The 26430-nt window shown below is 36.0% G+C and carries 31 protein-coding genes and 1 riboswitch; of the genes, 12 read left to right on the forward strand and 19 right to left on the reverse strand.

Features of this window, described 5'->3' with window-relative positions:
• Positions 1 to 135: 135 nt before the first annotated feature.
• Positions 136 to 1425 carry an NCS2 family permease gene (locus DJ93_RS05960; RefSeq protein WP_042979668.1) on the forward strand — a complete coding sequence of 430 codons (1290 nt, stop codon included), beginning with the start codon at positions 136 to 138 and terminating at the stop codon, positions 1423 to 1425.
• A gap of 32 nt (positions 1426 to 1457) precedes the next feature.
• On the opposite strand, the gene corA is transcribed toward DJ93_RS05960, so the two are convergent.
• The 9 genes from corA to spoIIM all read right to left on the reverse strand — a co-directional run bounded on the left by corA (position 1458) and on the right by spoIIM (position 9474).
• Entirely contained in the window at positions 1458 to 2420 is a 963-nt protein-coding gene (gene corA, locus DJ93_RS05965) for a magnesium/cobalt transporter CorA (RefSeq protein WP_042984152.1), read from the reverse strand.
• 60 nt (positions 2421 to 2480) lie between these two features.
• On the reverse strand, positions 2481 to 3785 hold the full coding sequence (locus tag DJ93_RS05970; protein ID WP_042979669.1) for a pyrimidine-nucleoside phosphorylase: 1305 nt from the start codon (positions 3783 to 3785) through the stop codon (positions 2481 to 2483).
• Positions 3786 to 3792: 7 nt separating this feature from the next.
• The gene (locus tag DJ93_RS05975; RefSeq protein ID WP_042979670.1) at positions 3793 to 4614 is read right to left on the reverse strand and encodes a purine-nucleoside phosphorylase; all 822 of its coding nucleotides are present in this window, start codon (positions 4612 to 4614) and stop codon (positions 3793 to 3795) included.
• Positions 4615 to 4626: 12 nt separating this feature from the next.
• Positions 4627 to 5811 carry a phosphopentomutase gene (gene deoB, locus DJ93_RS05980; protein ID WP_042979671.1) on the reverse strand — a complete coding sequence of 395 codons (1185 nt, stop codon included), beginning with the start codon at positions 5809 to 5811 and terminating at the stop codon, positions 4627 to 4629.
• 367 nt (positions 5812 to 6178) lie between these two features.
• On the reverse strand, positions 6179 to 6916 hold the full coding sequence (locus DJ93_RS05985; RefSeq protein WP_042979672.1) for a FixH family protein: 738 nt from the start codon (positions 6914 to 6916) through the stop codon (positions 6179 to 6181).
• A 146-nt stretch (positions 6917 to 7062) separates the two neighbouring features.
• Complete coding sequence (gene xerD, locus DJ93_RS05990) at positions 7063 to 7953, reverse strand: site-specific tyrosine recombinase XerD (RefSeq protein WP_042979673.1); 891 nt, start codon at positions 7951 to 7953, stop codon at positions 7063 to 7065.
• 6 nt (positions 7954 to 7959) lie between these two features.
• The gene (locus tag DJ93_RS05995; protein WP_001250436.1) at positions 7960 to 8190 is read right to left on the reverse strand and encodes a YqzK family protein; all 231 of its coding nucleotides are present in this window, start codon (positions 8188 to 8190) and stop codon (positions 7960 to 7962) included.
• Positions 8191 to 8293: 103 nt separating this feature from the next.
• The gene (gene fur / locus DJ93_RS06000) at positions 8294 to 8749 is read right to left on the reverse strand and encodes a ferric iron uptake transcriptional regulator (RefSeq protein WP_042979674.1); all 456 of its coding nucleotides are present in this window, start codon (positions 8747 to 8749) and stop codon (positions 8294 to 8296) included.
• 107 nt (positions 8750 to 8856) lie between these two features.
• Positions 8857 to 9474 carry a stage II sporulation protein M gene (spoIIM, locus tag DJ93_RS06005; RefSeq protein WP_241484341.1) on the reverse strand — a complete coding sequence of 206 codons (618 nt, stop codon included), beginning with the start codon at positions 9472 to 9474 and terminating at the stop codon, positions 8857 to 8859.
• 156 nt (positions 9475 to 9630) lie between these two features.
• On the opposite strand from spoIIM, the gene DJ93_RS06010 reads away from it, so the two are divergent.
• Positions 9631 to 10182: a GNAT family N-acetyltransferase gene (locus DJ93_RS06010; RefSeq protein WP_042979676.1), complete on the forward strand. Its 552-nt coding sequence runs from the start codon at positions 9631 to 9633 to the stop codon at positions 10180 to 10182.
• A 24-nt stretch (positions 10183 to 10206) separates the two neighbouring features.
• On the opposite strand, the gene DJ93_RS06015 is transcribed toward DJ93_RS06010, so the two are convergent.
• Positions 10207 to 10746, reverse strand: a complete 540-nt coding sequence (locus DJ93_RS06015; RefSeq protein WP_042979677.1) for an NUDIX hydrolase — start codon at positions 10744 to 10746, stop codon at positions 10207 to 10209.
• Positions 10747 to 10820: 74 nt separating this feature from the next.
• Between DJ93_RS06015 and mciZ the strand changes: the two genes are divergently transcribed.
• Both mciZ and DJ93_RS06025 read left to right on the forward strand, forming a co-directional pair.
• Positions 10821 to 10949, forward strand: coding sequence for a Z-ring formation inhibitor MciZ (gene mciZ / locus DJ93_RS06020; protein ID WP_042979678.1), 129 nt, complete (start codon positions 10821 to 10823; stop codon positions 10947 to 10949).
• 53 nt (positions 10950 to 11002) lie between these two features.
• Positions 11003 to 11917, forward strand: coding sequence for an aldo/keto reductase (locus DJ93_RS06025; RefSeq protein ID WP_042979679.1), 915 nt, complete (start codon positions 11003 to 11005; stop codon positions 11915 to 11917).
• A gap of 614 nt (positions 11918 to 12531) precedes the next feature.
• Here DJ93_RS06025 and DJ93_RS06030 read toward each other — a convergent pair.
• From DJ93_RS06030 to DJ93_RS06050, 5 genes are all read right to left on the reverse strand, one after another.
• On the reverse strand, positions 12532 to 12837 hold the full coding sequence (locus DJ93_RS06030; RefSeq protein ID WP_042979680.1) for a tetratricopeptide repeat protein: 306 nt from the start codon (positions 12835 to 12837) through the stop codon (positions 12532 to 12534).
• 188 nt (positions 12838 to 13025) lie between these two features.
• On the reverse strand, positions 13026 to 13853 hold the full coding sequence (locus tag DJ93_RS06035; RefSeq protein ID WP_042979681.1) for an aldo/keto reductase: 828 nt from the start codon (positions 13851 to 13853) through the stop codon (positions 13026 to 13028).
• Positions 13854 to 13955: 102 nt separating this feature from the next.
• Entirely contained in the window at positions 13956 to 14459 is a 504-nt protein-coding gene (locus tag DJ93_RS06040) for a DNA topology modulation protein (protein ID WP_042979682.1), read from the reverse strand.
• A 37-nt stretch (positions 14460 to 14496) separates the two neighbouring features.
• Positions 14497 to 15021: a GrpB family protein gene (locus tag DJ93_RS06045; protein ID WP_042979683.1), complete on the reverse strand. Its 525-nt coding sequence runs from the start codon at positions 15019 to 15021 to the stop codon at positions 14497 to 14499.
• A gap of 68 nt (positions 15022 to 15089) precedes the next feature.
• Positions 15090 to 15353, reverse strand: a complete 264-nt coding sequence (locus DJ93_RS06050) for a YqkE family protein (RefSeq protein ID WP_042979684.1) — start codon at positions 15351 to 15353, stop codon at positions 15090 to 15092.
• Positions 15354 to 15565: 212 nt separating this feature from the next.
• Between DJ93_RS06050 and DJ93_RS06055 the strand changes: the two genes are divergently transcribed.
• A complete protein-coding gene (locus DJ93_RS06055; RefSeq protein ID WP_042979685.1) occupies positions 15566 to 17155 on the forward strand; it encodes a bifunctional metallophosphatase/5'-nucleotidase in 1590 nt (529 codons plus the stop codon).
• Positions 17156 to 17351: 196 nt separating this feature from the next.
• Positions 17352 to 17792, forward strand: coding sequence for a ferritin-like domain-containing protein (locus tag DJ93_RS06060; protein ID WP_042979686.1), 441 nt, complete (start codon positions 17352 to 17354; stop codon positions 17790 to 17792).
• Positions 17793 to 17858: 66 nt separating this feature from the next.
• Here the strand turns inward: DJ93_RS06060 and DJ93_RS06065 are convergent, their stop codons facing one another.
• A complete protein-coding gene (locus DJ93_RS06065; RefSeq protein WP_042979687.1) occupies positions 17859 to 18335 on the reverse strand; it encodes a ribbon-helix-helix domain-containing protein in 477 nt (158 codons plus the stop codon).
• 132 nt (positions 18336 to 18467) lie between these two features.
• Between DJ93_RS06065 and DJ93_RS06070 the strand changes: the two genes are divergently transcribed.
• Together DJ93_RS06070 and DJ93_RS06075 are read left to right on the forward strand one after the other, a co-directional pair.
• Complete coding sequence (locus DJ93_RS06070) at positions 18468 to 19469, forward strand: alpha/beta fold hydrolase (RefSeq protein ID WP_042979688.1); 1002 nt, start codon at positions 18468 to 18470, stop codon at positions 19467 to 19469.
• Between the two features lie 98 nt (positions 19470 to 19567).
• Positions 19568 to 20887 carry a Na+/H+ antiporter family protein gene (locus DJ93_RS06075; RefSeq protein WP_042979689.1) on the forward strand — a complete coding sequence of 440 codons (1320 nt, stop codon included), beginning with the start codon at positions 19568 to 19570 and terminating at the stop codon, positions 20885 to 20887.
• Positions 20888 to 20913: 26 nt separating this feature from the next.
• On the opposite strand, the gene DJ93_RS06080 is transcribed toward DJ93_RS06075, so the two are convergent.
• Together DJ93_RS06080 and DJ93_RS06085 are read right to left on the reverse strand one after the other, a co-directional pair.
• The gene (locus tag DJ93_RS06080; protein WP_042979690.1) at positions 20914 to 21840 is read right to left on the reverse strand and encodes a LacI family DNA-binding transcriptional regulator; all 927 of its coding nucleotides are present in this window, start codon (positions 21838 to 21840) and stop codon (positions 20914 to 20916) included.
• 114 nt (positions 21841 to 21954) lie between these two features.
• Positions 21955 to 22431, reverse strand: a complete 477-nt coding sequence (locus DJ93_RS06085; RefSeq protein ID WP_042979692.1) for a GNAT family N-acetyltransferase — start codon at positions 22429 to 22431, stop codon at positions 21955 to 21957.
• Between the two features lie 82 nt (positions 22432 to 22513).
• Here DJ93_RS06085 and DJ93_RS06090 point away from each other — a divergent pair, with 82 nt between their 5' ends.
• Positions 22514 to 23437, forward strand: a complete 924-nt coding sequence (locus DJ93_RS06090; RefSeq protein WP_042979693.1) for an alpha/beta hydrolase — start codon at positions 22514 to 22516, stop codon at positions 23435 to 23437.
• Positions 23438 to 23447: 10 nt separating this feature from the next.
• Here DJ93_RS06090 and DJ93_RS06095 read toward each other — a convergent pair whose 3' ends face one another.
• Positions 23448 to 23693, reverse strand: coding sequence for a DUF2552 family protein (locus DJ93_RS06095; protein WP_042979694.1), 246 nt, complete (start codon positions 23691 to 23693; stop codon positions 23448 to 23450).
• A gap of 138 nt (positions 23694 to 23831) precedes the next feature.
• Between DJ93_RS06095 and DJ93_RS06100 the strand changes: the two genes are divergently transcribed.
• The 3 genes from DJ93_RS06100 to ribE all read left to right on the forward strand — a co-directional run bounded on the left by DJ93_RS06100 (position 23832) and on the right by ribE (position 26419).
• A complete protein-coding gene (locus DJ93_RS06100; RefSeq protein WP_042979695.1) occupies positions 23832 to 24038 on the forward strand; it encodes a CDGSH iron-sulfur domain-containing protein in 207 nt (68 codons plus the stop codon).
• Between the two features lie 190 nt (positions 24039 to 24228).
• Positions 24229 to 24372, forward strand: a riboswitch (FMN riboswitch).
• Between the two features lie 308 nt (positions 24373 to 24680).
• Positions 24681 to 25793: a bifunctional diaminohydroxyphosphoribosylaminopyrimidine deaminase/5-amino-6-(5-phosphoribosylamino)uracil reductase RibD gene (gene ribD / locus DJ93_RS06105; RefSeq protein WP_042979696.1), complete on the forward strand. Its 1113-nt coding sequence runs from the start codon at positions 24681 to 24683 to the stop codon at positions 25791 to 25793.
• Complete coding sequence (gene ribE, locus DJ93_RS06110; protein ID WP_042979697.1) at positions 25775 to 26419, forward strand: riboflavin synthase; 645 nt, start codon at positions 25775 to 25777, stop codon at positions 26417 to 26419. The genes ribD and ribE overlap by 19 nt, the downstream gene beginning before the upstream one ends.
• Positions 26420 to 26430 lie beyond the last annotated feature (11 nt).

Raw genomic sequence — 26430 nt, forward strand, 5'->3', positions numbered from 1 at the left:
TGTATTTTAATTTTTAAGTAACCGTTATCATTTTCATTGTTGTAAAAACATCATGTTCTGATATAATAAAGGACGGTGAGCTCTTACAAAAGGGATATCACGGGTGGGAGAGGGATATGAAAAAGAAGGTTTAACATGAAAGGAATACTTGAAAGAACATTTAAATTAGACTTACACCAAACATCACCAAAACAAGAAATTTTAGCTGGAGTCACGTCATTTTTCACAATCGTTTATATTATGATTGTAAATGCGTCAATCTTATCAGATGCCGGCATTCCTCTTGAAGCAGGAATTTTGGCAACTGTTTTCAGTTCATTTGTCGGATGTCTAATGATGGCGTTTTGGGCAAATGCACCTGCTATCCTTGTACCTGGTATGGGTGTAAATGCATTCTTCACGTACACTGCTGTGCATACGCTCGGTCTAGCTTGGCAAGAAGCATTAGCAGCTGTTTTTATCGCCGGTATTATTTTTGCAATTGCCGCGTTTACACCGATTGCTCGCGTGCTTTCGTTATCGATTCCAAAGTCATTAAAGGAAGCCATTACTGTCGGCATCGGTTTATTTTTAGCTTTCATCGGTTTGCAAAAAGGTGGTTTAGTCGTTTCGAATCCGAACACCGCTGTTGCAATGGGGAAATTAAGTAACCCTGTCGTTCTTGCGACATTACTTACTCTAATTGTTGCACTTGTGTTATTTATTCGTAATGTACGTGGAAACTTTTTATGGACGATTGCAATTGGAACTGGTATTGCATGGCTATTCGGCCTTGTTGATACAAGCCAAGTAGGAAATAGCTCATTTTCATTTACTAATTACGGAGATGTATTTGGAGCTATGTCATTTGGGAAACTTTCTTCCTTACCGTTTTGGATTGCAACATTCTCCTTAAGCATGGTGCTTATTTTTGAGAACATGGGACTTTTACATGGTTTATTAGAAGATGATCGTAAATTCCCACGTGCTTACCAAGCAAATGCTATTTCAGCAATGACATGTGGTCTATTTGGCACAAGCCCTACCGTTTCAACAGTAGAAAGTGCCGCGGGTATTACTGCAGGCGGTAAGACAGGTCTGACGTCTATCGTTACAGGGATGTTATTTTTCGCATCACTGTTTGCTCTTCCGTTTGTCAAACTAATTCCTGATAGTGCCATTGCACCAATCTTAATTATTATTGGCGGTTTGATGATTACAAGCATTCAACAAATTCCTTTGAACGATTTTTCAGAAGGATTCCCAGCGTTTTTAATTATCGTTATGATCCCGCTCACATATAGTATCGCTGATGGTATTGCGTTCGGATTTATTGCTTATCCTCTCTTAAAAGTTGCTCTTGGAAAGCGTAAAGAAGTCGCACCATCTATGTATATCATTACATGCCTATTTTTAGCCATGTTTGTATTACACGCTATTGGTTAGTAAAAAACACCGAGGAATCCCTCGGTGTTTTTTTACTTAAACCATCCTTTTTTATAAAACCAAGCCATCATGCCTCCGCCAATTAGCGCCATAATCATTAAACAAATAAAATAACTATACTGTCCGCCGAGCTCTGGCATATGAGCAAAGTTCATTCCGTACACTCCGGCAATGAATGTTAATGGCATGAAAATAGTCGAGAATACAGTTAATGTTTTCATAATATTGTTCATATGGTGCGAGTTCAGTGAAAAATAGCTGTCCCGAATATCTGCTGTTAATTCTCGGCTTGCCTCAATCATCTCCGTCAGTTTGAGCAAATGATCATGTATATCTTTAAAATAAATTTCATGATCGCTTATACCATAAAAACGAGTGGAATTTAAAATACGATACAATAAATCGCGCATCGGAATAATGGTACGTCGAAGCTTAGATAAATCCGTACGAATATCAAATACTTCTTCTAGCACACTCCCTGCTGTCTCACCTGTTAAATTATCGTCGATTGCATTTAAATGATCTTCAATATAGTAAACAGGTGCAAAATAATCATCCACGATTTGATCAATAATCGTATGTGCTACATGTAAAGGACTCTTCTTAATACGTTTCTTCTCACCGAGTGTTTTCCATACTCTTTCAATCGCATTATTATGAGAGAAATGGAAAGAGACTATATATCGATCACTAACAAATAAATCGATTTCATGTGGCTCTAATCCATCCTCTCCAAATGCATGGAGAACTAAAAAATTATATCCATCATAGAAGTCTACCTTTGGCCTCTGTACATATTCTACGCAATCTTCAATTGCAAGGGGATGGAATCGAAAATGGTCTTGTAAAATATATGTATACTCTTCTTTCGTTGGCTTATATAAATCAAGCCAATACCATACGATGTTTTCTTTCTGCATTTCTTCTAGGGAAACATCATATAACACTTCATCTTCTTTCGTTATTGCACAAATTCTAATCATAATTTCACCCATTATTATTATAAACAAAAAATAGTAAAAAAAGCCAAGGAGAAGTCTCCTTAGCTTTTTTCATTACTTCGTTACAATACCATGCACTAACGTCGGTGCGTCCACATGGTCTTTAGCAATCTTCATGTTCTCATAAATTTTCGCTTTTACATCTTCTACGTTTTCGCGGTTCGCGTAAATTGTAACAAGTGAGTCACCTTTTTTCACGCTATTGCCTACTTTTTTACGAAGCATTAGTCCAACTGCTAAATCGATTTCAGATTCTTTCGTTGCACGTCCTGCACCTAAAAGCATTGCTGCTGTGCCAATTTCATCCGCAACAATTTCAGATACGTAACCGTCTTCTTTTGCTTCAACTTCAATTTTAAATGCTGCTTGTGGCAATTTAGAAGGATCATCAACAACAGAAGCATCTCCGCCTTGAGCCGCTAAAAACGTTTTAAACGCTTCTAATGCTTTTCCGTTATTCATTACTTCAATTAATTTCTCACGCGCATCTTCTAAAGAAGAAGCTTGTCCAGCAAGGTATACCATTTGACTGCCAAGCGTTAAGCATAACTCTTCTAAGTCTTTCGGCCCCTTACCTTGTAATGTATCAATCGCCTCTTGTACTTCAAGTGCGTTACCAATTGCTTCACCTAGTGGTTGACTCATATCTGAAATAACTGCCATCGTTTTACGACCAACATTATTACCGATACGTACCATCGCTTCTGCTAAACGCTTTGCATCTTCATCCGTTTTCATAAATGCACCTGCACCTGTTTTTACATCAAGAACAATTGCATCTGCGCCTGCAGCAATTTTTTTACTCATAATAGAACTCGCAATAAGCGGAATAGAGTTTACTGTCGCCGTTACGTCACGAAGTGCATATAACTTTTTATCAGCAGGTGTTAAGTTTCCACTTTGTCCGATAACAGCAATTTTATTTTCATTTACAAGACGAATAAATTCGTCATTTTCAATTTCCACATGGAATCCTGGTACTGCCTCTAATTTATCGATTGTACCACCTGTATGTCCTAAACCACGGCCTGACATTTTAGCAACTGGTACATCTAAAGCAGCTACTAATGGACCTAACACAAGTGTAGTTGTATCACCAACGCCACCTGTTGAATGCTTATCTACTTTTACCCCTTCAATTGCTGATAGGTCAATTGTATCGCCGCTATTTACCATTGCCATCGTTAAATCAGCACGTTCTTGTTCATTCATATCTTGGAAGAAAATCGCCATTGCGAGTGAACTCATTTGATAATCTGGAATATCACCTTTTGTATATCCTTCAACAATAAAGTTAATTTCTTCTGTCGTTAATGCATGTCCATCACGTTTCTTCGCAATTAGGTCCACCATTCTCATTGTGAACTCACCCCTTCATTTGCTTTACGATTGCTTTTACTAATGCTAAGAAATTAGTTTTAACACGTTCTGTCGTTTCAATTACTTCATCATGATGAAGTGGTTGATCTAAAATACCAGCAGCCATATTTGAAATACAAGAAATACCAAGTACTTTCATACCAGCATGACGCGCTACGATTACTTCCGGTACTGTTGACATTCCGACTGCATCTCCGCCAAGTGTACGAAGCATACGGATTTCAGCAGGTGTTTCGTATACAGGACCTGTCATTCCAACGTATACACCTTCTTGTACTTTAATATTTAAATCTGCTGCAACTTGTTTCGCCATTTCGCGAAGCTCTTTCGTATACGATGTAGACATATCAGGGAAACGTACGCCCATTTCAGAATCATTTGGTCCGATTAATGGGTTCGTTCCCATGAAGTTAATATGATCTGAAATTAACATAAGGTCGCCTGGTTCAAATGATGTATTTACACCACCAGCTGCGTTTGTTACAACAACTGTTTCTACACCTAGTTCTTTCATAACACGAACTGGGAATGTTACTTTTTGCATGTCGTATCCTTCGTAGAAATGGAAACGTCCTTGCATCGCTACTACAGTAACACCTTGAAGTGTACCGAATACAAGCTGACCAGCATGACCTTCTACAGTCGATACAGGGAATTCAGGAATTTCGCTGTATGGTACTGTTACTGCGTTTTCGATTTCATCTGCTAATACCCCTAATCCGGATCCTAAGATAAGTCCCACTTGTGGTGTTTCTTGAAATTTGTCCTTTAAGTATGAAGCTGATTTTGTAATAAGTTCACGATTCATTTTTTTATCCCCCTATTTCTTTAGCTCATTTAAGAAGCTTGTTCCGTATTTTGGCATTGTTACACCGAAATTTTCCGCTACAGTTGCACCAATATCAGCAAATGTTTGGCGAAGTGGTAACTCTTGTCCGCCTTCTTTCATGCTTGGGCTATATGCTAATAATGGTACATATTCACGTGTATGATCAGTACCATGGTGAATTGGATCATTACCGTGGTCTGCCGTAATTAATAATAAGTCATCTTCTTTTAGTTTCTCGAATACTTCTGGAAGACGTGCATCATATTCTTGCAATGCTTCACCATATCCCTCTGGATCACGACGGTGTCCGAATAATGCATCAAAGTCAACTAAGTTTAAGAAACTAAGGCCTGTAAAGTCCATATTTAATGTGTCTACAAGCTTGTCCATTCCGTCCATGTTAGACTTTGTACGAAGAGATTCTGTTACTCCTTCTCCATCGTAAATATCAGAGATTTTACCAATAGCAATCACATCATAATCGCTATCTTTTAATTCATTCATTACTGTACGACCAAATGGTTTTAACGCATAGTCATGACGATTTGGTGTACGTGTGAAGTTTCCTGGTTCCCCAACGAACGGACGAGCAATTACACGCCCTACCATATACTTCTCATCTAATGTTAATTCACGTGCAATTTTACAAATTTTATACAACTCTTCAAGTGGTACCACTTCTTCATGAGCTGCAATTTGTAATACGCTATCAGCAGAAGTATATACGATTAGAGAACCTGTCTCCATTTGTTCTTGACCTAACTCATCTAGAATTTCTGTTCCAGAAGCTGGTTTATTACCAATAATTTTACGGCCTGTTTTTTCTTCTAATTCGTCAAGTAATTCTTTTGGGAATCCTTCAGGAAACACTTGGAATGGCGTATCAATATATAGACCCATAATTTCCCAGTGACCTGTCATTGTGTCTTTTCCTGTAGACTTCTCTTGCATTTTTGTATAGTATCCAAGCGGTTTCTCTACTTTTGAGATTCCTTTCATTTCGCGAATATTACCAAGCCCTAATTTCACCATATTTGGCATTTTTAATCCATTCATATGTTCGGCAATATGACCAATTGTATCAGAACCTACATCACCAAATTGTTCAGCATCTGGTGCTTCTCCGATTCCTACAGAGTCCATTACGACTAGGAAAATACGTTTATATTTATTCATAACTGCACAACCTCCTATATGTTCAGTTCTACTTCTTGTAGTATGTTCAAAACGTTGTAAAGTGAAACTGTTATCAATGAGAATTCTCTTTCATTCCCCTTATCAAAAAGCACTTCTTTAAGTCATTCTCTGATCTTTTTCGTTCTACTTTCAAACGAATCAAAAACTTTCCAGTTTTCTCTAAGTCAGATGTCAGACATCTGATGCTAATATCATAACATGTTTACGCTTTCTTTTTAATACATTTTCGTAGAATTTCTCATTTTCCTTACACTTTCTATTGTAATCCATTCTGCAAAGAAGTGCTAATCATTTTGTGACTTATTTCGTAATATAAAAATAAAAAGTAGCTCCAAGGAGCTACTTTTTATTTTACTTCTACTGTTTCTTCTTTATGTTCGTGTAGTTCACCTTTTCTTACATGAACTTTCACTTTATAAGCACCATTCTCTTTAAATGTATGTTTACTTACATACTCTCCTTTATCCCCTTCTTTTGCAGGGATAAATTCATGTTTTTCAACGCCATCTTTCCAAATTTCAAGCTGTACTTCAGCGCCAGTTAACGCTTCTTCTTTTTGTTTTAAGTGGACTTTCATCGTTGATTCAGCGTTTGCTTTTACATCACCAGCCATCAGATGAATCATTGTATCGCTCTTATGATCACCATGGCCTGCTTCATGACTACTATTTTCTTTCTTCGCATCTTCCACTTTCGCATTACCTACAGCAACTTTTACTTCTGGCATAACGTGCATTTCACGTGCATTTGTATGTGCAATAATATGGTATACACCATCAGATGGGAATGTTTTCTCTACAGCATAAACACCTTTTCCTTTATGCTTACCATTTAACATTTCATGTTTTTCGTCGCCATCTTTCCAAATCTCAAACTTCACATCGTCAGCATCTGTTACTTTTTCTTTTCCTTGTGTAACAAGTGCTTGTACTTCTGTTTTTTCACCTGGCTTAATTTCTTTCGGATTTGTTTGAACAGCTACTTTTACTTCTTCAAGTTTTTCTTTCTTTGGTTCTTCTTTGTTTGTATTACAGCCAGCCAATGCTAGCATCGCGATAAATAACGTAATAACTAGTTTCTTCATCTTCGTTTCCTCCTTCATACTTTACTTAGTATAGAGGAAATACATTGTAATATTCTAGTCTTCTGCTGAAAACAATGTACGAAATGTTTGTGAAGTTTTTGTGAAGTGCTTACTCTTATTTAATCTATGAAAAAAGAGCATAATTATTATGCCCTCGGGTGGAACTGTTTATATACATCTTTTAATCTAGTTTTTGAAACGTGTGTATAAATTTGTGTCGTTGAAATATCTGCATGTCCCAACATTTCTTGTACAGCACGTAAATCCGCTCCATTTTCTAATAAATGCGTAGCGAAAGAATGGCGTAACGTATGCGGTGTAAGCTCTTTTTCAATATTCGCTTCTTTTGCTAAACGTTTTAAGATTTTCCAAAAACCTTGTCTTGATAACCGATTACCGTGATGGTTTAAAAAGAGCGCATCCACCGCCTTCTTTCCCATTAATTCTTTTCTACCTTTTTCAATATACCTTTGAATCGCTTCCGTCGCTAAACTGCCTAATGGAATAATTCTTTCTTTATTCCCTTTCCCAATGCAGCGAACAAATCCCATCGTTAAATGTACATCATCTAAATTTAGCGCAATTAATTCTGAAACACGCAATCCTGTCGCATATAATAACTCTAACATTGCTTTATCTCGAATTCCGAATGCACTCGTCGCTTTCGGTGTTTGAAGTAACGCTTCTACTTCCCCCACTGATAATACTTTTGGTAATTTCCGTTCCCCTTGTGGCGTTTCAATATGTACAGATGGATCATGCTCCACTGCTCGTTCACGAAGTAAAAATTGATGGAACGAGCGAACGGATGCAATATGTCGTGCTAATGTTTTTGAAGATTTTCCATTCTCTTTTAAATACTGCAGAAAATTAACAATATGCACACGCGTCACTTCGTGAAACGTTTTCGTTTGCTCCACATTTTGCAAATACTTTACATAACTTTTCAAATCTCTTTCATAAGATACAACTGTATTTTTTGCTAGCCCTTTTTCCACAATCATATAATGAATAAAATCTTTTAATTGATCTTCCAATCTACACTACTCCCCATTTTCATAGAAAAACATCATTCTATTTACGAAAGCATCCTTTGCCGGTTCCTCATTCCCTGATACTTTTTCTACTGTCTCTTCTTTTGGCTTTTCATAACGATGGTAACTTTCATATTCTTCATTTATCCATAGTATAGCGAAATAAAACAAAATCGTACAACTTGTAAATAATAAAAATACTTTCATTCCATCAAAAGTTAACTTTAAAGCTCGGCGCATTGTAAACTCCTCCAAATTATAAGTTATTACAACATATGCCAAGCTTTCATCGATTTATACCTTATTCAAATAAAAAACCTCTTCCTAGATAAATAGGAAAAGGTTATTTTTCATCCGTTTCATTTTCTTGACAATTTTTACAAATCCCATGGAACGTTAAACGATGATCCTTCACCTTAAAGCTCCAGTCTCGTTCTACTTTTTTCTCCACTTCACCAAGTAAATCTTCTTGTATTTCTTGTACAGCACCGCATTGTGTACAAATTAAATGATGGTGGAAACGCTGTGCACCTTCTTGGCGTAAGTCATAGCGTGAAACACCGTCTCCGAAGTTAATCTTATCGACAATTTTTAACTCAGATAATAATTCTAAAGTTCGATAGACGGTTGCTAATCCGATCTCTGGCGACTTTTCTTTTACAAGGAGGTAAACATCTTCTGCGCTTAAATGATCTTCTTCATTTTCTAGCAGCACACGAACTGTTGCTTCACGTTGTGGTGTCAATTTATAGCTCGCTGCATGCAATTGCTTCTTAATTCGTTCAATTCTCTCTTCCATTCGGTACTACTCCCTCCTCGCCACTCTTACACCATTATATCAGAAGAAGGGCTTCTGTCAAAAGAAAAAACAATGAAAATAAGTTGATAATTATTCTCACATAGTATTTATTTTTTATTGATAGCTTCCACGACTTCTTTCATTAAAACTGGTGAGGCATATGCCTCTATACTAGAAGCAAGAGCTAATACTGCTCCAATGATAAGAAAAAAGCAAGTGTAACGAATTAACAGCGGTAATAGCGGTTCCGTAATTTTCCGAATAAATTGATGCCTGATCATCCGTAAAGAAAAACTTGCAGCAATTGTTGTCATGACAAGAAACGCTGGAATAATAATTAAATTTTGTGGTAGTACCGAAACAAACGCTAATAATAACCCGTTCCATCCATGTTGACTCACTAAAAAGCCTACTGTAAATCCAACTACTACTCCTTTTAAAAATAATAAAATAAAAATAAGTGGCAATCCGATAATAGAAATTCCTAAAATCCAAATAAATCCGATGTATTTTAATTGCGAAAAGTAACTTTCTCGGAACATTTCACCCGCAATTGCAAATTCTCCTTTGGAGACTTGTCCAAAAAAACGATTCAAATAAAATGATAAATCTTGCTTTTGATTTATTTGTAAACTATTCACAAGAATCGCTCCAAATATTACTCCCATCAATAATAAAACAGAATTAAATATGTAAAGCGAAGAATTTTCTTGTATATGAGAAATTACACGGTCTTGCCAAGTTTTTCGCCACATTTTGCTTCCCTCCGTTCACACTCTTACTAAAAATGTATGAAAGAAAGGAAAAAAGTATGACGAATTAACATTGAAATTCCGCTCTACTTTGCTAAACTAAATAGTAGAGAATAGGAGGGATTTCTCTTGAAACCATTATTATTAGATTTTCCAACATTATTTCAAACTGAGCGCTTGCAAGTACGTAAACCATTTCCTGGTGATGGTACAGAAGTATATGAAGCAATTCAAGCTTCTCTAGAAGATTTATTACCTTGGATGCCAATTACATCTGAAACAGAGGAAAGTGCTGAAGAAAACGTTCGTAAGGCTCACGGACAATTTTTACTTCGTGAAACACTTGCTTTCCACTTATATGATAAAGTATCTGGCACATTCATCGGAGCTATCACTCTCAAGCCTGAAAACTGGGATATTCCAAAGTTTTCTCTTCACTTCTGGCTACATAGCGCTTATACGAAGCAAGGCTATATGACAGAAGCTGTAAAAGGTGCTGTCCAGTTTGCTTTCGATAAACTAGGTGCTAGACGACTTGAAATCCGCTGTGATGCAACTAACGTAAATGCCTGTACCTTGGCAGAACGTCTTGAATTTATTTTAGAAGGTACGATGGAAAATGATTTCCTTGCGCCAGACGGCAGCTTACGTGATACACGTGTATACGCAAAGATTAATTAAAAAACACTCGCCTAAGGCGAGTGTTTATTTTTGTAATTGTAAATATTGCACAGCAAACATCGTCTTCGCATCATGAATGCGTTGATTTTCCATAAATGAAATTGCCTCTTCTAATGATACTTCCATTAATTCTACGAATTCATCTTCATCTAAAGCTGCTTTATTCTCTTTCTGCTTTAATCCCGTTGCTTTATATACGTACAGGATCTCATCTGCAAAACCTGGTGATGTATAAAAAGATGTAACAAATTCCATATTCTCACATACATATCCTGTTTCTTCTTCTAATTCACGAACCGCTGTTACTTCTGGTTTTTCTCCAAGTTCTAACTTCCCAGCAGGGATTTCCACAATCGCCTTTTCAAGCGCCTTACGATACTGTTCAACAAGTACGATTTTCCCTTCATCTGTAACAGCAATAATAGCAACTGCACCAGGATGATTTACAATTTCACGTTTACTCATTTCCCCATTTGGTAATACTACTTCATCAACACGAACTTTAATAACTCTACCATCAAAAATCGGTTCAGTTTTCACAGTTCTCTCTGCAAGATTACTCACAATACTTCATCTCCCTGTTCTATTTCCTAATCGTTCTTCATACATTTTACCACACTGAAAGGAGCGTGATAAAAATGAAAATTTACATTTTACCAAATCGCATCACGTTGGTCGGTAAAGCGTGGCAGATTCGAAATAAGTTAAAACAGTACGGAAAAGAGTATACAACCGTTCAAGAGTGGATTGCAGCAAAAGAAAAGTAAACGTTTGTCAACCTCCTTTTGCTTTCGTACAATAAAGATAAGGAGGTTGACTTATGAAAAAACGGCAATTAGGAAATTCAGATTTATATGTTACGGAAATGGGACTTGGCTGCATGTCTCTCGGTACTAATGAAACTGAAGCTATGCGTATTATCCATGAAGCCATCGATTTAGGAATTAACTTTTTTGATACGGCGGATTTATATGATTATGGATTAAATGAAGAATTTGTTGGAAAAGCTTTGAAAGGAAAACGTGATCAAATCATTCTAACAACGAAAGTGGGTAACCGCTGGACCGAAGAAAAAAACGGCTGGTCTTGGGATCCTTCTAAAACTTATATAAAGACTGCAGTAAAAGAGAGTTTACGAAGACTACAAACAGATTATATTGATTTATATCAACTACATGGCGGAACGATTAAAGATCCTATAGATGAAACAATTGAGGCTTTCGAAGAGTTAAAACAAGAAGGTATCATTCGTTATTACGGCATTTCTTCTATCCGCCCAAATGTCATTCGTGAATATGCGAAGCGTTCAAATATTGTCAGTATATTAATGGAATATAGTCTCTTAAATCGCCGTCCAGAAGAATGGTTCTCCATGCTTAAAGAACATCAAATTAGTATCATTGCACGTGGACCACTTGCAAAAGGATTGTTAACTGACAATAATGAAACAAAGATTGAAAAAGTAAAAGAAAAAGATTATCTTTCCTATTCTTATAATGAATTAAAACAAACATTAACCAATGTAAAAGAAATTACGAAAGAAAGATCTTTAACTGGGGCGGCGATTCAATATTGCTTACATAACGAAATAGTTGCAGCTGTTATTCCTGGCGCTAGCTCTACAAACCAACTAGTAGAAAATGTACAAGCTAGCAATCAATCTCTGTTAACTGTTGAAGAATATAAACAACTTCAGACAGCTGTTAAACGTGATACATATGCATTACACCGTTAAAAAGACGCTACTACATTTGAACTGTACCCTAAAAAATCAAGCAATAAAAAAATGGTTTCGGTATTCTAACGGAGCCATCTTTTTTTATGTCAACTGATAACAGTTATAATTGTAATTTCCGTATAATGTTTTATAGCGATCTAAAGAGATCCCAATGTTTGACAACCTTTACAATCTAATTCATCTTTCATATGACACAGAAAGGGATTCCATTGGCGCATTGTCTAAACAATTGCCTCTACGTGACATAGATGGTCTGATTCCCATTTCTTTCACTCGTTTCAGAAATTCAGAACGTGTATAGTGGACACTTTGATCTGATTGTAGAAACGATTCAGAAAGAAGAAGAAAGGAATTCCACTGTCTTTCTATTCTTTTACATTATTCTTTCATCACGAGATGTAAAATTTTATTTAAACAAATACGCTTGCAGCAAGATTAATTTATGATCTAAACAGTACGAATACGACGTTACAACGATATAGCTTACATATATCATTTGTATAATACCAATCATTAAACTAAAAACGGAAACCACTTTTAACAGTAAAAAATAAATAGTAATTTTTTCCAAACGAATGTGCTACAATAAAAGAAAATATAAGTCATTTACCCTATAACAAAAGAGACCCTGGAATGGAGTCTCTTTTGTTATTTCTAATTAAATTGTACAGCCAGCCAATGTTGTTACGAACACGTAAAATCAATTCTTCTGCGCCTTGTTTTTGAAGAATATCGATTGCAGCTGTAAAATATTCCTCTGACTCTTCGTATTGCTCCAAATATACACAAATACCACCTAGTAAGTTTTTCCACAGTCCCACTTTGATTTCGTGCCCTGGGTGTTTTTCAAAAATATCTAAAGCCAAATTTCCATATTTAATAACTTTAAGTGGTTTATACGTATAATTATAAAGCACAGCGGTTCTATTATAAAATTCCCCAAGTTCGTCCCACTCTCACGTAACGATAAAAACTTCAAAATATTAAAAATATTTAAAAGGGAAGATTCATCAATCTTCCCTAATTCTACTAGAAAACATCCTCGAAAAGAAACCTCTTTTCTTCTTTTTGTTCAAGGGATTTGATTGCAAAATCATGGATGTTTTTATAGCGTATCATATTTATCAGGATTTGTTCCAACATGTAAATTGCGATCCAACGTATCAATTTGTTTCATTTCTTCTTCTGTTAGTGCGAAATCAAAAATAGTAAAGTTTTCTTGAATGCGAGATGGTGTAACAGATTTAGGAATCGTTACAATCCCACTTTGAATATCCCATCGTAAAATAATTTGTGCAGGTGTTTTCCCATATTTCCTAGCAATTTCTTGAATAATCGGATGCTGGAATACTTCGCCGCCTCTCATTAACGGACTCCATGCTTCCATTTGAATTTGCTCATTTTGACAGAAATTACGTAATTCAAATTGCGCAAGCATTGGATGAAGTTCCACTTGGTTCACCATCGGCTTCACGTTGCAATTTGGCAATAACTGTTCTAAATGATGCCTATGAAAATTAGAAACACCAATTGCACGTACTTTCCCCTCTTCATATAATTTTTCTAATGCACGATATGTATCTACATATTTTCCTCTTATCGGCCAATGAATTAAATATAAATCTACATAATCCATTTGTAATTTCTTTAAACTTTTATCAAACGCTTGAAGTGTTGTCTCATACCCTTGATCATCATTCCAAACTTTAGTCGTAATAAATAATTCTTCTCGCGGAATTCCTGATTCATGAACGGCTTCCCCGACACCGCTTTCATTTTCATATACAGTCGCTGTATCAATAGAGCGATATCCAACTTCTAAAGCCGTTTTTACCGCTTCTTTTACTTCTTCACCTTCTTTTGCTTTATAAACACCTAAGCCAATCATTGGCATTTTTACGCCATTATGAAGTGTTGTTGTTGGAATATACACCAGAGTTCCTCCTTCTTCTTTCCTGTAAGTTCTATAGCCTCACTTTATTTGAACAAGTTTCATGAAAAAAGTCAAAACATACGTACAGTTTACATAATAATTTTATAAAACTTTTAAAAACTTCCCTATTTGAGAAGACGATTTAAAAATAATCACCTCTTTTTCAGAAGAGATATCTTGCATTTTTTTAAAAATAGCTGGACGCTGTTTTTTCGGATACATCCATACCCACTTCAAAAAACTAAAATCTAATCTTTCCTCACACCCTTCGCCCATATCAGGACGTGTTTTATTATGATATTGAACTCTTCTTTTTATAACTCGATATAAACACTGTATTCTCGGCAAGTCGATAAACATAATTGTATCTGCATTCTCTAACCTTACATCCATAGTACCGCCATAATTCCCATCAATAATCCATGAATCCCTCTTCACCAATTTCTTTTGTAATGCTATTTGCTCTTCACGGCTTGCTAATACCCAATTCTCTTTCCAATTCAAAGCATCAAGATGATAAACTGGAATTTGTAACCTCTTCCCTAATCCCCTTGAAAAAGTCGATTTACCAGATCCACCAGAACCAATAATCATAATCTTTTTCATGCCTTCTCCCCCCTTTGCCTAAAAAAATAACGTGAACTCAATCATTCACGTTATTTTCTATCCACTCTTTCGCTTTTTCATCAACGTTACGTACAAACTCACTTTTTCCTTCTGTGTACTGAGTTCCATCATATGTATATTTTTCTGCTAGTTCTTTCTTTAAAGCTGCATATGCCTCTGCTTCTTCGCAATGTGCCATCATATAATCACGAAAAGATAAATGTCTCGTAATTTCTGGGTTTCCTGTTTTAAATACGTGCAAGTGATACGATCTGTTCTCCTCAGTTCCATGAATGAAAAAGCGACGCCCTGGAATACCGTTTTCCCCTTTTACAATATATCCTAGATCTTCAAATTGTTTGTTCCAATGATCTACCTTCTCAATACTCTCTACTTCCATTATCATATCAACGATTGGCTTTGCTGCGAGCCCTGGTACAGATGTACTACCAATATGATGTACTTTAACGGATTCTGGCATTGCTTCCTTTAACCTTTTTGCTTCTTGTTGAAACTTCTTACCCCAATGATTTTCATACGGAACTACTACAATTTTTCTCATTCCAATTCCCCTTTTCTAATTAAGCCGTCAAAAAAATCATCAGTACAATTTCACTGATGATTTTTTTATTATTTAAAGTCTTTCCAAGTAAGGTTACTTTCACTTAATAGCTCTTCAAATGATTTATTCTTTTCACGTTCTCTTTGTTCTTTACGCTTTCTTTCTTGCTCTTCTGCCTCTTTTTTCTCTTCTCTCACTTGCAACTCTTTCTTCTTATTCTTTAATTGTTGCATGAGAGAAGCATTTAATTGATCACCAAGTGTAAGTGATTCTTTCTCCGGCTGATTCATTTGCGATTGTCTTTGCATTTGTCGTTGTTTCTTTTTCTTCATACTGCTCACCTTTTACTTTTTTCTCCATTATAGTAGAAATACTATCCACTCGACAATAAAAAAGACTGCTCACTCTTGCTTGTCTATGTATTTAGGAATTGTAAATATGTAAAATTTAAAAAATAATAAATTTTCTTATAGATATAATACTACGAATCTATTAAAATTATGTCGTATGATGTCAGATTATATACAAAAGGGAGAGAACAATTATGTGGAAAAAAATTATTCCTGTTGTCGCAGTTTTAAGTACCATTACTTTTTCAAGTGTCTTCGCAGCTCCTCCATCACAGACACTCACAGAACAAAATCGTTACATAGACGTACAAATGCTTGGTATTAACGATTTCCATGGTCAACTAGACACCGTGAAGAAAATTAATAACAAAGAAGCAGGTGGCGCTGAGTACTTAGCTGCTTATTTAAAGGAAAGAGAAAAGCAAAATCCCAATACATTACTTGTACATGCTGGTGATATCGTTGGTGCAAGCCCTCCAGTTTCAGCCTTATTACAAGACGAACCAACTATCGAGTTTTTAAATGATTTAGGATTTGATGTCGGTACAATTGGAAATCACGAATTCGATGAAGGTATTGATGAAATGCAGCGTCTCATTTATGGTGGACACCATGATAAAACAGGGAATTTCAAAGGAGCGAACTTCCCTTATGTCGCTGCAAACTTCTATAATAAATCAACTGGTCGCTTATTTTTACCACCATTTACTGTAAAAATGGTAGACGGAGTTCCTGTTGGTTTTATCGGGGTTGTCACGACAGATACTCCGAATGTCGTTATGCCTACGATGCTTAAAAATGTACAAATTACAGATGAAGTAGAAGCGATTAATAAATCTGCACAACAATTGAAACGTCTAGGCGTCAAATCGATTGTCGTTCTTGCACACGTCGGAGGTACAACTGACGATACTGGCGTAACAAACGGCGATCTTACCCGTATTGCAAATGAAACAGATCCAGAAGTTGATGTTATTTTCGGTGGACATAGTCATACGTATGTAAATGGTACTGTAAATAATAAACTCATCGTACAAGCGAATTCTTACGGAATGGCTTTCGCTGATGTAGATGTAAAAATTGATAGAAAAACAAAAGATATTGTTGAGAAAAAAGCGGAAGTTGTCACAACTTACCATGAAGGCATAGAGCCTGATAAACAAGTAAAACAAAAGCTTGATCAATATCAAGAGAAAATCGCTCCACTTGTCAATGAAGTTGTTGGTAAATCTACAGCACCGATAGATCGTAAACAAAACGATGCTGGCGAGTCCACTCTTGGAAACTTAGTTGCTGATGCACAGCGTAAAACGATGCAAGCGCAAATTGCACTTATGAATCCTGGTGGCATTCGTAACGACTTAAACGCAGGCGATATTACATGGGGAGAATTATATGGTATTCAGCCATTCGGAAACCAATTAATTAAAGTAGATTTAACAGGACAAGATATTCGTGATATTTTAAATCAGCAATGGCAAAAAGGAATAACACGAATGCTTCAAATCTCCGGCATTCAATACACTTGGGATGCAAATAAACCGAATGGAGAAAAAGTGACAAATATCCATTTAACAACTGGAGAAGAGTTGATTTCCTCTAAAACATATAGCGTTGTTGCAAATGCATTTCTAGCTTCAAGCGGTGATGGATTTGTATCCTTTAAAAATGGTAAAAATGCTGAAACAGGTCCGAACGACTTTGAAGCATTAGTCGATTATATAAAACAAGTGAAAGAACCAATTCAGCCTATCATTGATGGACGAATTCAAAAAGTAAATTAAGTTTTTTATAAATTTATTTGTTCATTTCAAATAGAGCAGAAACGAAAAAGCTCCCTGCATGTAACTTCATATACAAGGAGCTTTTTCATTTATATAGTGCACTCAGCCCCAAAATCGCATTTCGCATTATAAAGAATTTGCACATACCCTCTAAATTCCACGTAATATACATGAAACTACACGAGGAGGTTAACATATGCATTTCTATCCAAATGATTATAATTTGCTATATAGACAAAAGGAGAAACTCATTCGTGATATCGAAAAATCCATTAACGGAGAGTATAGTGCTATTAATTGTTATGCAAAATTAGCCACTTTAGCACAAGAAGTAGGAGAGCGAAATCAAATTCTTGAAATTCGTCAAGATGAAATAAAGCATTTTCAACACTTTGTACAAATTTACATTAATTTAACTGGCAAACAACCTCAACCAAAAATTATTGAAGAATGTCCAACTCTTTATTTGAGTGGATTAGAATTCGCTATACAAGATGAGCAAAAAACTGTTGATTTTTACTTAGAAATTTCAGATGAAACGACGAACCAATATGTGAAAGAAACATTCCGTAGAGCAGCGGCGGATGAACAAAATCATGCTGTTTGGTTCCTATATTATTTTGCTAAAGCAAAATAATAGGCTAATTAAATCTTTTAACGAAAAAGGATACTCGCTCTTATTATGAACACAGTATCCTCTCCTTTATCTATCTAAATGTGATGTATCATGAAAATCATATCGTTGTAAAAATTCTTTTAATGCCTCTTCTACAATTTTAGATTTTTGAATACCCTTTGCTTCTGATATAGCATCTAAGTTTGCTAATACTTCCGTACCAATAGAGAACGTTCGTTTCTTCTTCTCTGTACTTTTACTTATAATCGCAAAATTGAGTTCTTCTCTTTTTCTTAGCAGTTCATAAATACTTTGCAATTGCTCATAAATTAATAATTGATAATCAGTTTTTGCATATTGAAGGGCAGTAGCTTCTTGGAGCTGTAAATGCCGTGGCTCTTCTCCATCTCCTATAAAGATGCGTTTCTTCTGCTCTCCATCATATTCATATCCAATCATCCTTAATTTTTTCGACAATGTGTATGGGCTCATTTCAAGGCGTTTGGCTATAATAGCAATTGATTCACGTCTATTTAAGCAGTCGATAATTTCTCCAATCGTCACATTTTCCCTCCTCTCTCGCTTTCCTAAGCTTGAAATCAAACCAGTATGTTATGATACAATGATTTTCTAACAGTATATGCAAACAAAAGAGCCTGTGCGATTCATACCATTTAAGAAAAGGAGGTTTTCCAATTGCTTCTCCGTAGCCATACCCCTAAATTTTATAACGAAAATATGCAACCGGTTTCCAATAGTATCGCTACGATAGAAAGCGTTATGATTAATGATAGAAAACAATCTTTACTTATACGTGGTCAAAACATAAATCAACCTATTTTATTATGTTGTCACGGCGGACCTGGTATGGCACAAATCGGCTTTATCCGTCACTTTCAAAAAGATTTAGAAAAACATTTTATTGTTGTCAATTGGGATCAACGCGGTGCAGGAAAATCCTTTTCATGGCAGGATTTTAAAACGACTTTTACAATCGACCAATTCGTTTCAGATGCAAAAGAAATCATTCAATACCTTCTGAGACGCTTTAAAAAAGAGAAATTATTTCTTGCGGGACATTCTTGGGGAAGTATTATCGGACTACAAATTGCTAGTAAATATCCAAAATATATAGAAGCTTATATCGGTATCGGGCAAATTGTACATATGAGGCAAAACGAAGAATTACTTTATCAACATTTAATTAACTCTGCAAAAAAACATGAACATACACGGGCTTTGGCTTCTCTTTTAAAATTAGGCAAACCACCTTTTCTAGACATGAGAAAACTTATTATTCAAAGAAAATGGCTAGGTACATTCGGAGGTGCAATTCAAAATGGATCTTCCTTCTCTTTTATCCGAAAAGGTTTCTTTTCTCCGGAGTATACATTGCTAGATTGGTTCAAATTTCTTGCAGGAAATTTGAAGTCTGGATCTTTATGGGAGGAAATGCTGAAAATCGATTTCTTTTCTTCCATTTCAAGTTTATCTGTTCCTGTCTATTTTTGCTCTGGACGTTTCGACTATCAAACACCCTATGCGCTCGTTCAACAATATTGTGACGTTGTTCAAGCTCCTATTAAAAAAATGATTTGGTTTCCGAACTCCGCACATTCTCCTGATTTAGAAGAACCTGAACTATTTGCAAAATCTTTAAGCTCTATTAAACAAGAGTTATCTTTTCCACATAGCTAGGAAAAGGTCCTTTTACATTTTAAAGAAAACATTTTATAATAATATGTCGCAAGCATGCTTGCCTTAACAGAATAAAGATTAGGGAGATTATATTTATTATGAACGCTGTACTCATCGCAGTAGCAGTCATGCTACTGCTTAGTTTGTTACGTGTCCAAGTCATTGTCGCCATTATTGTTGGCGCCTTAACAGGCGGGCTAATCGGTGGACTTGGTATTTCAGAAACAATTAACACTTTCACGACAGGTCTTGGAAACAGTGCTCCTATTGCCTTAAGCTATGCCATGCTTGGTGGATTCGCTATTTCCCTTTCTAAAACAGGCCTTCCAGACGCTATGATTCAAACAGCATTGAAATGGATTGGGAACGAACAAGACACGAAAAAACAAATCTATTCAAAAATACTTATTTTATTCATCATTTTAACGATGGCTTGTTTTTCACAAAATATTATACCTGTTCATATCGCCTTTATTCCCATCTTAATTCCAGCACTTTTAAAAGTATTAAATGAATTGAAGGTAGATCGTAGGCTTGTTACATGTTTGATTACATTCGGCTTAATTACACCCTACATGTGGGTTCCAGCAGGATTTGGGAAAATTTATCATGACGTATTGCAAACAAACGCTGAGCAAAGCGGTCTTACATTTGATGTTGCACTTATTCCAAAGGCGATGACAATTCCAGCAATCGGTATGATTATTGGATTATGTATAGCAGTTTTCATTACGTATCGAAAGCCACGTACTTATGAAATAGAACCGGTTCATGCTACATCTAATGAAATCGTTCCCTATACGAAAAGAAGTATTACTTTCGGATTGCTATCTATCATGGCAACATTATGTGTTCAATTAACAACAGAATCAATGATTTTTGGAGCTCTAGCAGGGATTATCGTATTATCGGTTAGCGGCAGTCTCCCTCTTAAAGAGGCTGATGCTATTTTAACAAGCGGAATGCGTATGATGTCCTTCATTGGTTTCGTTATGATTTCTGCCGCTGGATTTGGAGCTGTTCTTCGAAAAACAGGACATGTTGAATCGCTTGTGCAAACAAGTGCACACTTAATTGGAAACAGCAAACCACTTGCTGCATTCCTCATGCTCTTTATCGGTCTTCTCGTTACGATGGGAATCGGTTCTTCTTTCTCTACCATCCCAATTTTAACAACTATTTTCGTTCCATTATGCATTCAGCTTGGCTTTAGCCCAATGGCAACGATCGCAATTATCGGTACAGCTGGTGCATTAGGCGATGCTGGTTCTCCAGCATCTGATAGTACACTCGGACCAACCTCCGGCTTAAATGCAGACGGGCAACATCACCATATATGGGATACGTGTGTTCCAACTTTTCTACACTATAATATTCCATTACTCATATTCGGTTTTATTGCCGCAATTACACTTTGAAAAGGTGCGTTTTGTAAACGCACCTTTTACTTTGTTGATTCCCTCTCAATCAATGTAAACTCTTTTTCCACTTTACCTCTCTTCACTTGTTTCTTTTTTATTTTTCCAATTAACTGCTGCACTACGAATACTCCATTTTCTTCAATCGAATTTCCAACAGTAGTTAACGAAGGTGTCACCCATTCACCTTGCAGGCTTCCATTACATCCAACAATTTGCAACTGCTTTGGTATATCAATATGAAGAGCCTTTGCAGCCCGAAGTACGGATATTGCAACCTCATCACTTGAAGCTACAATGCCATCTATGTAAGGATACTTCCGCAGCAATTCAATGAACTGCTTATTTGTATCCCCTTGTACACTTTCTTCTCGATAAGCAATTTCTTCTTCCCAAACAGTATCTAAAAATCCTGTGACATGTTCTTCCATTTCCTCATTTTCTATTCCTTCTCCTATATAAGCAAGAAATTGACAACCTTTCTCTTTCAATAAAACGACGGATTCTCGTGCAATCTCATAATAACTCACAAAGGAATTCCCTTCATCAAGTACAACAAATGGAAGCGACATAGCTCCTACACTTTGAAAAGCATCCCTCGTCATAATAACGCCCGCGATATTATTTTGCATGAACATATCTATATATCCATTCTTCTTCTCTATATTACAAACAACTACTTGATATCCTTCTTTATATGCGGCTTCCTCTATGAAACGAAGCAAAGTTATGTATGATGGATCACGTAAATTTGCTACAAGTAGTGCAATCATTGTTGAAGAGTTTTTAAATAAAGGCTTTGCTACAGCATTCGGTCTATAATGTAACTCTTCAATTGCTTTTTTTACTTGTTCTACTGTATCTTCGTGAACATATCCTTTCTCATTAATAACTCGTGAAACGGTTGCGACTGAAACACCGGCCAATTTTGCAACATCACGTATGGTTGCCACATCGTCACCCCTTAATATGGTAATAGATTACAATTTTAAATTAAACCAAACTATTACATTCGTCAAGAATATTATTTTAAATTTCTGAAAATTGTTACATAAATCCTATTATACTTACAAATTACAATCTAGTTGTATTTCATGTGAAATCGCGATATTATCATAACCAACAAATGGAATCTCTTTCTTAATCTTTCTCGCTTCTTTTACAGCATCAATATATAAGTTTGTCATCACAAAATCCCGTTTTTGGTAAAAACGAAGTGCATTCGTATTATCATTCGTTGTAATGAGCCACACCTTTTTACATCCTTGCTCTTTTGCGACTCGCAATACACGCTCCACAAGTTTTGTTCCAATGCCTTTTCTTTCCTCAATGCTATCCAATGATACAATTTCACACATATTTTCTGTTACTTCATACGTTATAATTCCTACTATTCTGTCATCTTCAGTTGCAATAAATCCAGGTAACGCTGCTAATTGATGCACTCTGCCGCGCGAAACCATCATTGAGCTCCCCCAATTTGCACACATGAAAATTCGAATTGTTTCTTTCATTTCCGGTGTAATTTTTTGTATATGAACCATCGGCTATTTCTCCCCTTTTTATATCATTGTGATACAATGTAAGTGTATCACATGTAAAGGTATTTGGAGGTTGAGGTAGAGTATGAAACGTTTTTTTACAGCATTGTTAACTATACTAGGTGCATTAATTGCCATTGGAATTTTCTTTACAAATAAGGTTATGTACTTAAAGAAAAAAACAGAGGAAGAAATTTTAGAGCGCGAAACGAAAAAACACTTTCGTTTAGACGATTTTGAAGCTATTCCGAAGGAAGAGATTCATATCCCTTCTCAATTCGGATACGATATTCACGGATATTACATTTCTCCTGGGCATTCGAATAAATTTATGATTTTTTGTCACGGTGTAACTGTAAATAAAATAAACTCTGTCAAATATGCAAACTTATTTTTAGAAAGAGGATATAACGTATTTATTTATGATCATCGCCGCCACGGTAAAACAGGTGGTAAAACGACAAGCTATGGCTATTATGAAAAGCATGATTTAAAGTCAGTTGTTGACTGGTTAAAAAATCGTTTTGGAAAAGATATTACACTGGGGATTCATGGAGAATCAATGGGAGCTGCAACACTTCTTCAATATGCAGGACTCGTAGAAGATGGTGCTGATTTTTATATTGCGGACTGTCCTTTCTCCGATTTTTACGGGCAACTGCAACACCGCTTAAAGGTTGAATTCCATTTACCAAAATGGCCGTTATTACCTTTAGCAAACGCCTTTTTAAAAGTTCGCGACGGCTATACGATTCGTGAAGTTTCACCAATTGATTGTATAAAAAACATTAATAATCCGGTTCTCTTTATTCACAGTAAAGATGATGATTATATTTTAAGTGATATGACGAAATCACTTTACGAAGCAAAAGAAAATAATAAACAGCTTTATATTGCAGAACATGGTGCACACGCTTGCTCTTATAACGAAAATAAAGAAGAGTATGAAGGAGCCATTGATCAATTTTTAAACACATATGTGAAAGAAACAAAAAACAGGCTTGCATAAGCCTGTTTTTTTACTGTGCTAAAACATCTGTAATTTGTTCCATATTTTCAGAAATCCACTTTACTGCCTCATCAAGTGTTTGAAATTCTGTTGTTTGAAAAGTTACCTCATCTTGAAGTAACCAAACGTCTTTCGGCTCTTGTCCTACACCCGCAATCGACCAATGAAGTAAACTATATGGATGATTATCATTCAAAAATGATGCCCATGTGCGCTCATTTGCAATATTTTGTAGTGTACATAATTGTTTATCCATCTTTCGTCACCTTACTCTAGTCAGTTATAACAGCTATTATAACATTCTCTCTTATTCCATACAAAGCACTCTTTTTTATTGTCAAGTGCTTCTCCTGATTATATGATGAAATTAAGCGTTTGGAAAGGAGGGATAACGTTGGCAAAAGTACAAATAAAAGTAAATGATAATGGCTCATTTCGTGTTACAGGGGACGTGGAATTAGTCGACTCACAAGGAAATGTATTTCCAGCAAAACCAGCATTTTCTTTATGTCGTTGTGGTCTATCAAAAAACATGCCTTATTGCGATGCTTCGCATAAAGGAAAATTCGAATCTGTTGTCAGAGCACCACAGGCAGACTAAGTTTGTAAGAAACATGCACATTTTTTTGTGCATGTTTTTTTCATGCTGCCATCCCTCTAAACAGCCCATATTGACAACCTTTCTACGAATTTCATCTTATTTAAAATCCATCTATATTTTCACACAATTCTTCACATTCGAATATTTTTTACTATCCTTTTTTCTTTTTTGTGCTATAATGTGAGCAAACAACATCCTTCGGGGTCGGGTGAAATTCCCAACCGGCGGTGATGAAGTGCAAACTTCTAAGTCCGTGACCCGTTTTCAACTCGAAAACGGTGGATCTAGTGAAACTCTAGGGCCGACAGTATAGTCTGGATGGGAGAAGGATATGTTTTCTAGTAATTATATATAGCGAATACACTTTTATTTCCGCATGCATATTTTTATAGATTCGTTTTGAGTCTCTGTATATGTTTTATTTCGTATACTTATGTTTCTATGCTGAAATAAAAAGATACGACTAGCGTATGAAAAATTCGATATTTTGCTAGGTTTTTTCCTTATGCAAAAATATCAACATCGTTAGGTTTCTTTCCTATACTTTCGTATTCGAACTATATTTCTAGAAATCACGTCTCCCAAACCCCAAGGATCTTATATCCTTGGGGTTTTTTGATTTTTTCAGGAGAGGTGAAGAGAATGACAGATCAAGAATATATGAGGGCTGCCTTACAGATAGCACAAGGAACGTCAGGGCAAACAAGCCCAAACCCAATGGTTGGTGCTGTTGTTGTGAAAGATGGAAACATCGTCGGAATGGGTGCTCACTTGCGTGCTGGTGAAGAGCATGCTGAAGTTCACGCCCTTCACATGGCTGGTGAGAAAGCAAAAGGAGCTACCATCTATGTAACACTTGAACCGTGTAGCCACTTTGGAAAAACACCACCTTGCTGTGAATTGCTAATTGAAAAAGGAGTCAAACGCGTTGTAATTGCTACCCTTGATCGCAATCCGCTCGTTTCTGGTAATGGAAGAAGACGCTTAGAAGAAGCTGGTATCGAAGTAACAACCGGCGTCCTAGAAGCAAACGCAACTTTATTAAACCGATATTTTTTTCACTATATGAAAACGAAACGCCCCTTTGTAACGATAAAGACAGCAATGAGTTTAGATGGGAAAACAGCAACTATGACTGGTGAAAGTAAGTGGATTACAGGAGAAAAAGCACGTGCAGACGTTCACCAGTATCGTCATACTCATGATGCGATTCTTGTTGGTGTGAATACTGTTATAGCTGATAATCCGCATTTAACGACAAGGATTCCAAACGGAGGCAAACATCCAATTCGTATAATTCTAGATACAAATTTACGAACGCCACCGTCTTCTCATGTCATAACAGATGAAATTGCTCCAACATGGATTATTGTTGGAAAGGATGCAAGTAAAGAAAAAATAGCAGCCTATACATCTGAAAATGTAACTGTATTCCAAATGAAAACGAAGCAGATTAAAATACATGAACTCCTTTCCCTTCTTGGAGAAAAGCAAATTCTTTCTCTCTTCGTTGAAGGTGGCCAATCAGTTCATGCAAGCTTCTTAGAAACAAATAATTTTAATGAAATTGTGACCTATATAAGTCCGAAATTAATAGGCGGAAAAGAGGCACCTACTTTATTTGGAGGAACTGGCTTTTCAAAATTACAAGATGCACTTTCCTTGAAAATTCAAGAAATGAAACAAATTGGCGATGATATAAAAATCGTTGCGAATGCCCAAAGTGAGGTGACAGAATGTTTACAGGAATTGTAGAAGAATTAGGAACTGTATCAAATATGACCCAAAGTGGGGAAGCAATGAAGTTAACCATCAATACTCATCAAATTTTATCAGATGTTAAATTAGGCGACAGCATTGCTGTTAATGGTATTTGTTTAACTGTCACTAGTTTTACCGCATCTTCATTTACTGTCGATGTAATGCCAGAAACAATGAAATCAACGTCACTTCGTATGCTTAAGCCACGCTCAAAAGTAAATTTAGAACGAGCGATGGCTGCAAACGGACGCTTTGGTGGACATTTCGTCACAGGACATATCGATGGCATCGGTACGATTTTAAATAAAAAACAACATTACAATGCTATTTATTACAAAATAGCAATTTCTGATCAATTACTCCGTTACTGTTTACAAAAAGGCTCAGTATCTGTTGATGGTACAAGTTTAACAATATTTAATATAGACGAATCTTCTATTACAATTTCGCTCATTCCGCACACAGTAAGTGAGTCTATTATTGGAGAAAAAGAGGCCGGAGACATTGTAAACATTGAATGTGACATGATTGGTAAATATATTGAACGTTTCATTTCAAAACCAGTAAAACGAAGCACTTCAGTTACAGAAAGCTTTTTACAAGAAAACGGATTTCTATAAGGGGGAAGCAC

Source organism: Bacillus clarus (genome assembly GCF_000746925.1).
Classification (GTDB): Bacteria; Bacillota; Bacilli; order Bacillales; family Bacillaceae_G; genus Bacillus_A; species Bacillus_A clarus.